The sequence below is a fragment of the Roseivirga ehrenbergii genome (assembly GCF_001593005.1).
GTDB classification, from domain to species: Bacteria; Bacteroidota; Bacteroidia; order Cytophagales; family Cyclobacteriaceae; genus Roseivirga; species Roseivirga ehrenbergii.
Genome location: NZ_LQZQ01000049.1, coordinates 156,259 through 169,072 on the forward strand (window position 1 = coordinate 156,259; position 12,814 = coordinate 169,072).

The 12,814-nt window shown below is 38.6% G+C and carries 10 protein-coding genes; 3 read left to right on the forward strand and 7 right to left on the reverse strand.

All coding sequences use genetic code 11. The features are described 5' to 3' along the window. Positions 1-44 precede the first annotated feature (44 nt). From MB14_RS15125 to MB14_RS15135, 3 genes are all read right to left on the reverse strand, one after another. Positions 45-551: a hypothetical protein gene (locus tag MB14_RS15125; protein ID WP_062593045.1), complete on the reverse strand. Its 507-nt coding sequence runs from the start codon at positions 549-551 to the stop codon at positions 45-47. 178 nt (positions 552-729) lie between these two features. Continuing rightward, positions 730-3,456: a WD40/YVTN/BNR-like repeat-containing protein gene (locus MB14_RS15130; RefSeq protein WP_084376103.1), complete on the reverse strand. Its 2,727-nt coding sequence runs from the start codon at positions 3,454-3,456 to the stop codon at positions 730-732. A 168-nt stretch (positions 3,457-3,624) separates the two neighbouring features. Beyond that, a complete protein-coding gene (locus MB14_RS15135) occupies positions 3,625-4,035 on the reverse strand; it encodes a DUF3052 family protein (RefSeq protein ID WP_062593047.1) in 411 nt (136 codons plus the stop codon). A gap of 176 nt (positions 4,036-4,211) precedes the next feature. On the opposite strand from MB14_RS15135, the gene guaA reads away from it, so the two are divergent. From guaA to hemL, 3 genes are read left to right on the forward strand one after another with little or no spacing between them, the layout of a single operon-like run. After that, positions 4,212-5,741 carry a glutamine-hydrolyzing GMP synthase gene (guaA, locus tag MB14_RS15140; protein WP_062593049.1) on the forward strand — a complete coding sequence of 510 codons (1,530 nt, stop codon included), beginning with the start codon at positions 4,212-4,214 and terminating at the stop codon, positions 5,739-5,741. Positions 5,742-5,743: 2 nt separating this feature from the next. After that, the gene (locus MB14_RS15145) at positions 5,744-7,570 is read left to right on the forward strand and encodes an ABC transporter substrate-binding protein (protein WP_157716602.1); all 1,827 of its coding nucleotides are present in this window, start codon (positions 5,744-5,746) and stop codon (positions 7,568-7,570) included. Between the two features lie 6 nt (positions 7,571-7,576). Then, the gene (gene hemL / locus MB14_RS15150; protein ID WP_062593053.1) at positions 7,577-8,869 is read left to right on the forward strand and encodes a glutamate-1-semialdehyde 2,1-aminomutase; all 1,293 of its coding nucleotides are present in this window, start codon (positions 7,577-7,579) and stop codon (positions 8,867-8,869) included. Here hemL and MB14_RS15155 read toward each other — a convergent pair. The 4 genes from MB14_RS15155 to MB14_RS15170 form a co-directional block, all read right to left on the reverse strand. Further along, positions 8,866-10,029, reverse strand: a complete 1,164-nt coding sequence (locus MB14_RS15155) for a DUF3667 domain-containing protein (protein ID WP_062593055.1) — start codon at positions 10,027-10,029, stop codon at positions 8,866-8,868. The genes hemL and MB14_RS15155 overlap by 4 nt on opposite strands. Before the next feature lie 127 nt (positions 10,030-10,156). After that, positions 10,157-10,762, reverse strand: a complete 606-nt coding sequence (locus MB14_RS15160; protein WP_132643963.1) for a hypothetical protein — start codon at positions 10,760-10,762, stop codon at positions 10,157-10,159. 274 nt (positions 10,763-11,036) lie between these two features. Next, complete coding sequence (locus MB14_RS15165; RefSeq protein ID WP_062593060.1) at positions 11,037-12,188, reverse strand: DUF2911 domain-containing protein; 1,152 nt, start codon at positions 12,186-12,188, stop codon at positions 11,037-11,039. A gap of 74 nt (positions 12,189-12,262) precedes the next feature. After that, positions 12,263-12,772 carry a DUF4442 domain-containing protein gene (locus MB14_RS15170; RefSeq protein WP_062593061.1) on the reverse strand — a complete coding sequence of 170 codons (510 nt, stop codon included), beginning with the start codon at positions 12,770-12,772 and terminating at the stop codon, positions 12,263-12,265. Positions 12,773-12,814: the final 42 nt, after the last annotated feature.

Genomic DNA, 12,814 nt, shown 5'->3' on the forward strand with positions numbered 1-12,814 from the left:
TTAATCATTCGGCCTTTGTTTTTTAATCCATTTTCTGTGTAGAATTATCGTGTAGACTTGTAGTCAATACGAAGTTCTCTGTCGTTCAATTGATCAGAAGTTCCTTTAAATACTTGCATTCCACCTCTGTAGTAGCCTGTGTTTTTCTTTACTTCTATTAGAACACAGTATTCTAAGTCTCCTAAATCAAATTGATAAAAGCCGTTTTTATTTGGAATCACAGTAAGCTTTGGCTCAATATCCATTTTATTGAGCTTTTTGAGATCGTAGAAAGTGGTTCCTTCACTTTGGTAGGCCACACCCTCTATGGCTTCTTTATGTTCAATGTCATACAGAAGTATGTTATTCTGAACAGGTACTCCTACGCTATCTAAACCTTCGAATTTTTTCAGATGACCATAAAAACCACTTATGATTGTTGCATCATTAATCTTGTCAGACATTTTAACCTTAAAGTTAAAATCTAATGGTTTTTGAGGGACACTTTCTTTTTTACAACTTACTGTTACCGCGAAAACAAGAAGGGCTGAAAGGATAATTTTAATGCGCATTGAATACTGATTTTTGAGATCACGAAGTAAACAAAATTATTTGAGCAATCCGTTTTCTTTGTTTTAAGACTTGTTAAATCTTTAAGGGATTACTAATAGGTGAGATATCAGTGGGGTTAAAACAAAAGAGGTTGATCTGTGATGATCAACCTCTTCATACAATCAAAATTAAAAACGATTACTTTTTATACCAGATGTCTTGAAGTACTCTGGTTTCTTTAGTTTGTTTTTTGCCATTCATTTCAAGTACAACAGTAAATTCACCTGGTTGGGTAGATTTGGTGATGTATCTCGATTGAGCGATTCTTTCTTCCAAATCTTCTGCACTCAAGCCAAATCGGCCAAAACGCTCTCTCATTTGGTTTAATTGAGCTTCAGATCTTTCGCTTACAATTTCGTCCATTCCCCAAATCATCTGATTTAACCCAGCTTTGGCGTTCACCTCAGTTTTGTAAATCTCTCTTGTTCCTTTAAGGATTTTGATGGTCGCTTTGCCAGCGTTCTTTGCGTGGAAATTGATATGAACACCATCTGCACGGCTTTCTCCGTCAAAGTTAGTGTATGCAGAAGTATTGCTTAAACCACGTACCCACTGAACCGCAGGCTGTACATCAAATAATGTAACATCTGAATTCATGGCCTCTGCAGTTAAGCCTTGAAGTGGGCTAATATCCGCAATAAAAATACCTCTACCATGTGTAGCCACCACAAGCTCATTTTCTCTCGGGTGAATCACCATATCGTAGGCTGGGTTAGTAGGGTAGTTATTGCTAAGCTTTGCCCAGTTTTTACCACCATCGATACTTGCGTACACAGAAAGTTCTGTACCTACAAATAACAAATTAGGGTTTTTGTGGTCTTCGCGAATTACGTTTACTGGTTCAGTTGGAAGACCAGCAGCAATTGAAGTCCATGTTTTTCCATAGTCTGTTGTTTTGTAAAGGTAAGGAGTGAAAACATCTCTACGCATTCCATTGTAAGAAAGGTAGGCAGTACCTGGAACGTGTGCAGAAGCTTCAATTCTGGTTACCCAGTATTCAGGGTTATTTGGAATATTTGCGTTTAGGTTGGTCCATGTTTTACCTCCATCACGTGTAACATGTACGTTTCCATCATCTGTACCTGCCCAAAGCTCGTTGGCATCAATTGGAGATTCTTCTAAAGTAGTAATGGTTCCGTATTGAATATTACCTGTGCCATTAGCTTTAACAGCGTCATTCTTAGATAAATCACCACTGATTTCTGTCCAGCTTTCGCCTCTGAAGTTCGACTTAACTACTTTGTTTCCAGCATGATAGATTACATCGCTATTGTGTTGTGATACTACAATTGGAGCGTTCCAGTTCCAACGCATATTACGATCGCCAGTGTAACGGATACTTTTGCTTTCGCCAGTTTCCATGTCTAGTCTTGAAAGCGGACCGAATTGTGATTCGTTGTATAAGTAACGGTTGTTTGTTCTATCTACAACATTGTACATACCATCACCACCACCTGTACGGTTCCAGTCTTCTAGTCCAATGGAAGAACCACCTCTTTTAGAGCTTGGGCCTCTTACCGAACCGTTATCTTGTAAACCACCATATACATTGTAAGGATAAGCCATATCTACATCAACAGCATAGAACTGCGCCAATGGAATTTCATCAGGGTGATACCAAGTTTTACCACCATCATAAGTAATTCCCATTCCGTGGTCGTAACCTAATAGCATATGCTCAGGGTCTGCAGGGTCAATCCACATCGCGTGGTTATCTCCACCGAATCTAAAAGGAGTTTCCCAAGTTTCTCCGCCATTTCTTGATTCCCACATTCCAATACCAATTACATATACATGGTCAGGATCTTTAGGATTAACTCTTACCTGTTGGTAGTAGTAAGAAGGGGCACCACCAATGTCTACTCCATCAGGGCTGATTTTCTTCCAAGACTCTCCACCATCGTCAGAACGATACATTTCTGTTCCGTCTACAGATTGACCTCTTTCTAAAGGAATTCCAATCTCTAACATTTTTCTTCTCTCTTCTGTAGAAATGCCCTTAACGTTTACATTTTCAACGTTTGCATAAACAACTTTAGAGTTGCTTGGTGCGTAGGCTACACCTATTCTACCTAAGAAGCCACCTGGAAGGCCTTTGGTTAGTTTTTTCCAAGTTCTACCACCGTTAGTTGATTTATAGATTCCACTACCTTCACCACCTTCATTAAAAGTCCAAGGCGTTCTGATTTTATCGTAAGCTGCTGCAATTAGTGTGTTCGGGTCTTTCGGACTCATGGCCACATCTACTACACCAATGAATTTTCCATCATCTTTTTTAACCTCAAGAACTTTAGTCCATGTTTTACCACCGTTGGTAGTTTTGTACAAGCCTCTTTCTGGGTTATCTGAATAAAGCTTACCCAGTGCGGCTACATAAACTACGTCTGAGTTTTTTGGATCGATAAGAATTCTACCGATGTGATGTGATTCAGGAAGTCCCATGTTGGTCCAAGTTTTTCCTGCATCAGTAGATTTATAGATACCATTTCCCCAGTAGGAACTTCTAGAGTTGTTGGCTTCACCTGTACCTACCCAAACTACATCATTGTTTTTTTGGTCTACGGCAATGGCGCCTACAGAAATAATATTCTCATTGTCAAAAATTGGCTCCCATGAAATTCCGTTATTCACAGTTTTCCATACACCACCCGATGCCGTTGCAGCATAGATAATTTTGGTTGATTTGTCTACTACTGCAAAATCCACATAACGTCCACCTTGTCGAGTGGGGCCAATGTCTCTAAAATGAATTTTGTCGGCTACATTGGCCGGAATCTTTTGCGCTTGGGCAAACGGAGCTGCAAAGCACAATAAGACAAGCAAAAAGCTAGCGATCTTAATGTTTTTTGTAAATCTAAATTTCATAGTTATTGATTTGAATCGTGTTAAATTACTTCAATTTAGACCGTGGGCAAAAAACGGGTGCAAAGATTACATGAATGGTTTGATCGAGATAGGATTCATTAATGTATGAATTGAACTGGTTGAGTATCATTTGGTAAAATGGCCGTTTGGCCAAATTTAAAATTCAAATTAGTCTCGGTCTTTTAAACGAAAAACAAACTTTAACCCCGACCAAACTTCATCAACGGCACAAACCTTTACATCCACCAAACCGCTTTCTAAACCAATTCTTCTGACTACACTATCGTTAATATCGGTGAAAACCTTTGAGGCTTTTTTAGGCCAAGAAATCCATAACACCCCACTGGGTTTAAGTCTTAATTTTAGGGCTAAGATTCTGTTTGAAAGTTCTTCTTCAGACTTGGTGAAAAAATGAATAAAATCGACCTGAACTTCACTTTGATCCTCAATAAACTCAATGTTAGCAGGTAGGCTTTCAAATAGACTATTGTAATAGTCAGGTGGGTTTACGAGCATGACTTTGAAGCCTTCCTTAATTCCTAATTTTTTAGCCAGTGGGGTGCCAGAATATCCGCTCATTATTTTGTAGTGTTGAATAGAATTTAATGTGGTGTCATCAGTTTCAAGTTATGGAAGTTGTTTCCAATTGGCAATACGGACGGTTCATCTTTATCTTAATCTTTTCTACTTAAAAGATGCGACACAATTACTTGTCATTTATTAGTGATTAGTCGACTTGAGTATTATTTTTGCGCATGGCTGAACAGATACTTATTCTGGATTTCGGTTCTCAGTACACTCAACTAATTGCCCGTAGAGTAAGAGAACTCAATGTCTATTGCGAAATCCACCCTTTTAATAATATTCCACCCATTACAGACGACATTAAAGGAGTCATTCTTTCAGGGAGTCCTTGTTCTGTAAGAGATGCAGGTTCCCCTGATTTAGACCTTAGTCAGTTCAGAGGTAAATTGCCTTTATTAGGTGTTTGCTATGGTGCTCAACTTATGGCTCAGAAATTTGGAGGCAATGTATTGCCTTCCGAAATCAGAGAATATGGTCGTGCTAAATTGAATCATGTAGACATGCATTCCGATTTGATGAAAGAAATCAATTTGGGTTCACAAGTGTGGATGTCGCATGGAGATACCATTTCCGACCTGCCAGCAGACTTCGATATAATTGCCAGCACACCAAGTGTTAAGGTAGCCGCTTATAAAATCCGTAATGAAGAAACCTACGGAATTCAGTTTCACCCAGAGGTAACCCATTCTACTGAAGGGAAAGAGCTGTTAAGAAATTTCGTGGTGCATATCGCTCATTGCAGTCAAGATTGGACACCAGATGTATTTGTAGAATCTACTGTAGCTGAGCTTAAGGAAAAACTAGGAAATGATAAAGTAGTGCTTGGTCTTTCAGGAGGTGTTGATTCTTCGGTAGCTGCCGTACTTATTCATAAAGCTATTGGCGAAAATCTACATTGTATTTTTGTTGATAACGGACTTTTAAGAAAGAACGAATTTGAAAGCGTTTTAGAGTCGTACAAAGGAATGGGCTTAAACGTAAAAGGCGTTAATGCCAAAGATCAGTTCTACAAAGCCCTTGAAGGAATTTCTGATCCTGAAGGAAAACGTAAAGCCATCGGTAGAGTGTTTATTGAAGTTTTTGATCAAGAGGCACAGAAAATTCAAGGCGTAAAATGGTTAGGCCAAGGCACCATCTACCCAGATATTATTGAGTCTGTTTCGGTAAACGGCCCATCGGCTACAATAAAGTCGCATCACAACGTTGGAGGTTTACCCGATAAAATGAACTTGAAAGTAGTTGAGCCGTTGAATACGCTTTTCAAAGACGGTGTAAGACTTGTAGGAAAAACTTTAGAGATCGATCCAAATATTCTAGGCAGACACCCTTTCCCAGGGCCAGGTTTAGGTATTCGTATTTTGGGAGATATTACCGCTGAAAAAGTGGCTATCCTGCAAGAAGTGGACTACATCTTTATCAATGGCTTAAAAGAAGCAGGTTTGTACGATGATGTATGGCAAGCAGGCGCAATGCTACTCCCAGTTCAGTCGGTAGGTGTAATGGGAGACGAGCGTACCTATGAAAAAGTGGTAGCACTTAGGGCAGTAAGCAGTGTAGATGGTATGACAGCCGATTGGTGTAATTTACCGTATGAGTTTTTGCAGGATATTTCGAATAAAATTATCAATCAAGTAAAAGGAGTAAACAGAGTGGTGTATGATATCAGTTCTAAACCACCGGCTACGATAGAATGGGAATAAACATGATAATTAAGACTCGCTGTTTTATAGTATTAACCTTCTTATTGTTTGTTGGTTCTTCAGCCTTCGCTCAAGATATTAAATCCATGTTTGACGAAGCAAAGTCTTTGTTGGACCGAGATCAGTATGCTTTGGCAATGGGGAGGTTTAAGCAAATCACTGCTCTCGATCAGGATAATGACTTAGTGAGGTATGCTGGTTTTTACGAAGCCATTTCGGCTTATCATTCAGGTGATGCAGCAATGGCACAACAGCTATTCGCACAGTTGGAAGAGAAGTATCCAAATTGGTCAGAGTCGGCCAATGAGATTAATTTTTGGCAGGCCAAAATTGCTTTAGAAAGTGGAGAGTTCGAAACTGGATTGAACCGTTTAGCATCGATAAATGATGATAATTTCAAGGAAGAAATTGAGGTTCTTAAGATTGAGCACCTAGCTAAGTTAAAAGACAGAGATCAGTTAAAGTCTTTGCTTAAAGACCATCCAGATCCTATTATTGCTTCTAACTTATTGACTTCGTTACTTTCAGAAAATGTGATGGATCGAAACTTTGTTTTGATTGATAGTCTCATTACTACTTTCAAAATTAATCCCGAAGCAAATATTGACGGAGTAGATTTCTCTCCTAAAAAGGATGTCTATAACATTGGTTTGTTTTTTCCTTTTCAATACGGATCAGACTCTATCAGTCTAGTCCGAATGATGAATGATTGGCCTGTTCGTTTTCTCCAAGGAATGAAATTAGGTTTAGAGAAGTTGGCGGAAGAAAACATCAATATCAATTTGATGACCTTCGATACCAAAACGAGCGCAACAACAACCCGTGCTATTTTGGCTGATCCGAAGCTTAAAGAACTAGACTTAATAGTTGGTCCTGCTTACCCAGGACCAATTGGTGAAGTAGTTAGGTTTTCCAAAGAGAATAAGATCAATTTTATTAACCCGTTATCTTCGAATGGCGAAATCTTGATCGATAACCCATTTGCTTTTCTGTATTACCCGAGCAACGAGTCTTTGGCCATTAGTGCAGCAGAATATGCCCGAAAATACCTGACTAAGAATAAGAATGTGGCGATATTCTATGCCAGCGAAGCAGATAAGCCAAGGGCTCAACTTTATAGAAAGTTGATAGAAAAGGATACATTCAATGTGGTAATTGAACAAATGGTAAGGCCAAATGAATCAGCCAAAATTCAGCAAATGTTGGTAGAGAAAGTCAAGGTTGATAAAGATTCTGCTAGGCGTGCTCGAATGGTTGCTGAAATGGACTCACTCTTAAATGCTGGCGTAAAAAAATGGGAGAAGTACTCTGGAGATGATTTTCTAGAAGAAAAATTGGGTATTATGCCCGATAGTATTGGTCATATCTTTATCGCTTCCGATATCCCTTCGCTCTCTGCAAGTGTAATTAGTGGTATAGATGCTAGAGAAGATACCATCTATTATGTAGGCTCATCTCGCTGGTTAAGTTCAGAACAATCCATTTCGTTTCAACAATTAGAAAGGGTAGAAGCTGTATTTACAGGCTCTAACTGGATTGATTATGATAAAGCGAGCGTAAAGGAGTTTAGGGAACGCTATTTAAAAAGGTTCTCTGCGGTACCTAAAAAAGAAGACAGACTAGGCGATGCCTACATCGGTTACGATATTATGGTTACTTATGGCAGATTGCTAAATCAATATGGTAAGTACTTTCAACTAGGGTTAAAAACCGTAAAAACGGTACCAGGTGAATTAACAGAGCGCTTTAGCTATCAGCTCTCAAACGACAATAGGTATACTCCGATCTTAAGAATGGTCGATTCGAAAGTAAAAAAATCAAATAACTAATTTCTCATGCTCAACAGTTCTCGCAGTCAAAGGCTATTTGACCAAGCTCAAAAATCTATTCCAGGTGGTGTAAATTCTCCAGTTCGTGCTTTTAAATCTGTAGGAGGAAACCCGCTTTTTATTAAAAGAGCAAAAGGAGCGTTCATGTACGATGAGGATGATAACGCTTTTATTGAGCTTATTAATTCTTGGGGACCAATGCTTTTCGGTCATGCCAATGAGAAAATTGAAGCAGCTGTAATTGAAGCAGTGAAAGGATCGCTTTCTTTTGGTGGACCTACCAATGCTGAAATAGAAATGGCGGAAATGATTTGCAGTATGTTTCCTTCCATTGAAAAAGTGAGAATGGTGAACTCTGGTACCGAAGCTACCATGTCGGCCGTGCGCTTGGCTAGAGGGTACACGGGTAGAGATAAGATTATTAAATTCGAAGGCTGTTATCACGGTCACGGTGACTCATTTTTGATTGCTGCAGGTTCTGGAGCAATGACGATGGGAGCTCCAGATAGTCCGGGAGTGACCAAGGGAACCGCAGCGGATACACTTACCCTTCCTTTTAACGACCTCGAAAAAGTCAAAGATTTACTCAATAGAGTAGGGAATGAGGTTGCGGCAATTATTCTTGAGCCAGTGGCTGGAAATATGGGTTGTATTCTACCTAAAGAAGGCTACTTACAAGGTTTGAGAACATTGTGTGACCAGTATGGAATTATCCTCATTTTTGATGAAGTGATGACTGGGTTCCGTTTGTCAAAGTCAGGAGCACAAGGTGTTTTTGATGTGCAAGCCGATTTAACCACTTTAGGGAAAATTATTGGTGGTGGAATGCCAGTGGGGGCTTATGGCGGCAAAAGAGAAATAATGGATTTTGTTTCTCCAGTAGGGCCAGTTTATCAAGCTGGAACACTTTCAGGAAATCCCGTAGCAATGGCTGCTGGTTTAGCTATGCTGAACCTCATTAAGAGTGAGCGTGGTTTGTATGATCGTTTGGCAAAAATTACTCAGCGAATAGAAGAAGGTTTTCAGAAGAATCTTGATGAGTTAGGGTTGCCATATACTATGAATAGAATTGGCTCCATGATCAGTATTTTCTTTACAGATCAGAAGGTTACCGACTTTGATTCTGCGAAAACTTGTGATACGACTATGTTTGGCAAATACTTTAGAGAGATGCTTAATAATGGCGTTTATTTGGCTCCATCTCAGTTCGAAACACTCTTTATTTCTGATTCAATTACCGAAGAACTAGCCGATAAAATTATTGAAGCCAATTACAAGTCTTTAAAAGCTATTCATTAATAGTACCAGAAGCTCATAAAGATTTCGAAGCTGAAGAAAATCTGTAAGAGTATAATGTAAATAAAGCCTACAATGTTAAACTTAACTAGGGTTTTAAACCAGCCTTGTTTGTACACATTTAAGAAGGAAATATATACATAAGTACTTACTCCAATAAAGGTTAATATTCCAACGGTGACTTGCCACCCGGAGTGACCTACCAATAGCTTGAACATCACTAATAAACTGATGCCATAAATAAAGTAGGCAAAGGAATGTACATGAAGCGCATGTACAATATGCTTTATATAAAGGTGGTTACGTCTTGCATAAACTACTTTAAGTACTAGCGCAAAAAGTGGGATAAGTAAAAACATCATAATGGGAAGGTTGCCAAGAATAAAGCCTTTGAAACCTTCTTCATTCTTAAAAACCTTTCTCACTTGCGATTTAAGGTGTCGAGCATCTTCACCGCTCGTAGTATCAGTAATATTAAAAATCTTATAACGACCTTTTCCTCCCATTAATGAATCCATAAAAGCATCGTCACTCATGTGTCGATCTCTAGCCCATCGGTTTGTTTTATCAAGAAAATGTTCATTCTCGTTTGTAGCAATAAGATCTACTACATTTAGTGTTACTTGGGTGCTATTTATAATAGCAGAATCATACTTACTTACGAGGGAATCATAGAGTACGTTGAAGTTGCTTATGTCAGTAAATTGCCTCACCAGCGAGTCGTTTAAGGCTTCTATTTTGAGTGAATCTGTAAGAATAGCAAAATCCGGGTCGTTGCGGAGTTCCTCTATGTCGGCCCTAGCGGGAATACTAAAACTATCATCACCTAGTTCTCTAAGATCGAAACTGAGCAGGTATGAAATAACAAAGAAATAGAATACACTGAGTACTAAATAAAGTCTTACCGGATGTATAAAATGCTTGATTTTACCATCTTGAAACCTGTTAGTGAGTTTACCGGGGCTGAATAAAAACGGCATAATACTATTAGCCATCTTTGAATCTACCCCAAGGTAATTATCTAAAAACTCCCTGATCAGAATTGAAAAGGTGATATTATTATCGGTATTGGACTGTCCGCAGGTAGGGCAAAAGTTATAACTTTCTTCCAACGCACTCTCGCAATTACTACAGTGCGTACTTCTACGTTTTTTGGCTTTCATTCAAAAAAATGTGTTTTCCCGAAAGTTAAAGATAGGTGCTTAATACCATTCCCCAAATATGGGGCAAGAAAAAAGAGCCAGAAAATCTCCCAGCTCTTTTAATGAGTAGTGTTTAGGTGTAAGTTTCTTAGATCATTTTAAGAATCACGTCATGATTCAACTGACCGTGCTTTTCTTTTAATGTATGTATTTTTGCTACTTGCGATTGTATTTCATTTCGAATGGACTGACTTCCTGAAAAATAAGTCATTCGTTGTATCATTCCTTCCTGAATTTCAAGGGTATTGCCTTCGCTGTCTATTAAAGTTCCAACCCAGTCCTCTTGCTTTACATTGTATTTTTTTCGGACTAAGTCTGTAATCTCTTTGTGGATTTGAACAGAAGTGTTTTTTACCTCAATTACACCCAAGAAAAACTCATCCTTTAAAAAATGGAATTGTAATATACAATTAACATTACAAACAGTGATTCTGTAGAAGAGTATTTTATGGTTTTTTAATACCGATTTCTTACGTGAAATATAATTTGGTTTCCCCAAATGTTGAACAGCATCTTTAATCGTCTGGCCAAAGTTTATGCCGTAAAAACGGATACTCTTATCCGTAGTTAATTCGTTGGTGTTTCTTAGGTTTTTAGTAAGGTTGAGGAGGCGGGATTGGTTTGCTAAAAAGTTCTTTCCTTCATAGAAATCGCTTTTGCTGACTTTGTAGCGCTGGCTTTTATTGCGTAACATGAAAAAACCTCCAAAAAGGGGATTCAACTTCAATGATTGCATCACACGGGTGTTTAGGTCAAGTAATTGGCGCTTTTGGTTGAAGAGCCGATTTAAATTAACAAAGAATATTATTCTTTTCCAAAATAGTAAGCGTTACTAAATCATTAAAAAAAGGCGCCTTAGCGCCCCTTTTAGTAATTTTACAACTTCGTTTTGCTTGTGAAAACCGAAAAATTGAATGTGTAAATAATATTGAATTTTGTTAATTTTTTATTTCTCGGCCTCCTATCCATTAGAGGATAACAAAGTCAATTGAGAAAACTGTTTGGTCCCAGATTAACTTAATAACTCCACCGTTCTCAGATTCTTCTACTTTAATGGTGAATGGCTCTGTAACCTCTGTTTGCTGACTTATTTGCATTGGAACACGTCCCAAATCACGATCTTGGTTATATGACTGACCGTTTTGCCCAGTTTGCTTGTTGATAATTAAGGTTCCGCCATCGGGTTGTGGGATCGTGAAAAAGGTATATTCCCCAGCAGGCACATTAAGATCACCAATTTTCAAGTCTTTAGAGGTCTTGAAATGTGTGGCTCTATTGGCACCAGTCCTCCAAAGCTGTCCCCAAGGCACAATTCCTCCGAATATTTCTCTGCCTCTTTTTTGTGGTGAACCATAAGACACCTCAAATTCAACACCTTTAAATTCAAAGTGTTCTTCTGGAGCTCCAGAAAGTTCGCCAAAGGTTTTTCCATTTCTGTCAGCTTCAGCAAAAGAGGCTGCAACCTTGTCTATGTCTACAGTATTTACTCTATGCACTTTTAGTTTTCTAGTAGTGAGCCCTGCATCTAACAATTGAATGTCTCCATTCTCAAGAATATCAACACCCATAACTCCTCGAGAAGGGTGACGGATTGTAAGGCTGTCACTTCCTTCTTTGGCGATTATAAAAGTCGAAAAACTTCTTCCTGTCCAAAGTCTTTGGTTAATGCTATCGTTAGGGCTTTGAACCGCTTTATTAAAAGCTAAGTCGTAAGGCCAGTGCACCATATCTATAAACGGAAGCATGTCTTTTTCGAAAGCTACTGTTCTAGAGGTCATTCCTTCTCTACCTTCAGACTCTACTATCAAACTGTCTTGCTGTCTGGTCATTCTTTGAACCAAAGTTCCAGCGCCATTGAAGCCTTGAGTAGGATCGTAGTCCGTGACTTCTAAAGTTGAAAAGTCGCCATTTGCAAAAGTTAGATCGTATTTTCTTAAAGAAATGCTAGGAGAGCGCAATACGACCTTTGCGGAAAACAAATCATCCGATTTCGTAAATGATTCAACGGCAAGGGTGTCATTTCCTAATAAAGTGATAAATCCCGCTTCGTTGGAAGTGTTTGGGGATTTACAGGAAACAATAACCGATGTAACTAATAAGGCAAGAAGTAACTTTTTCATAAGGCTTGTCAAATTTTTATCTTGAGAAAGATAGATGAAAGCCAGAGTGTCGCAAACTTCCTTTATACCAGTGGTTAAGCTTTTGTTTTAACCTTGTTCCATGCTTTAATTTGCCAATAGATATTGCCTGTGGTAAGGTGGTTGCCATCGCTATCATGCGTTTTTACTTCGCAATTCACCACGATAGATTCTTGAGTTTTTAATGGCTGGATTACTTCATTTTCTAGCCACTCATCGGTTACAGAAAATTCAGCAAACGAATCCATTTTACCTTGGTAATGATAGTTCATTTCCATTTTCTGCATAATAATGCGGTATTGCTTGGCATCTAAGGTGGAAAGTAAAACAATACCGGTTGTAAATTCAGATACAGTAGCTAAGCCGCAAGCGTGTAAGCCTTTAATATGATTGAAGTTGCTTCGCTTGTAGGGGAATAGAGTTTTTACTGATTTATCGCCAATAGATACGATCTTAATTCCATGAGGTTTGTTGAAAGGAATCATTCGGGCAAGCCCCCAATTAAGAAGTGATAAATGACGTTTTGAATTTTTTGCTTTTTCTAAGAGTTGGGCGGGATCGAACATGGTTTACATTTTTCAATTAATTTAGGCAAGTTTCTTTAAATA

Bases quoted from the DNA above. Each gene is read 5' to 3' on its own strand.
- MB14_RS15125 (WP_062593045.1), bottom strand. From the start codon at position 551: ATGCGCATTAAAATTATCCTTTCAGCCCTTCTTGTTTTCGCGGTAACA.
- MB14_RS15130 (WP_084376103.1), bottom strand. From the start codon at position 3,456: ATGAAATTTAGATTTACAAAAAACATTAAGATCGCTAGCTTTTTGCTT.
- MB14_RS15135 (WP_062593047.1), bottom strand. From the start codon at position 4,035: ATGAGCGGATATTCTGGCACCCCACTGGCTAAAAAATTAGGAATTAAG.
- guaA (WP_062593049.1), top strand. From the start codon at position 4,212: ATGGCTGAACAGATACTTATTCTGGATTTCGGTTCTCAGTACACTCAA.
- MB14_RS15145 (WP_157716602.1), top strand. From the start codon at position 5,744: ATGATAATTAAGACTCGCTGTTTTATAGTATTAACCTTCTTATTGTTT.
- hemL (WP_062593053.1), top strand. From the start codon at position 7,577: ATGCTCAACAGTTCTCGCAGTCAAAGGCTATTTGACCAAGCTCAAAAA.
- MB14_RS15155 (WP_062593055.1), bottom strand. From the start codon at position 10,029: ATGAAAGCCAAAAAACGTAGAAGTACGCACTGTAGTAATTGCGAGAGT.
- MB14_RS15160 (WP_132643963.1), bottom strand. From the start codon at position 10,762: ATGTTACGCAATAAAAGCCAGCGCTACAAAGTCAGCAAAAGCGATTTC.
- MB14_RS15165 (WP_062593060.1), bottom strand. From the start codon at position 12,188: ATGAAAAAGTTACTTCTTGCCTTATTAGTTACATCGGTTATTGTTTCC.
- MB14_RS15170 (WP_062593061.1), bottom strand. From the start codon at position 12,772: ATGTTCGATCCCGCCCAACTCTTAGAAAAAGCAAAAAATTCAAAACGT.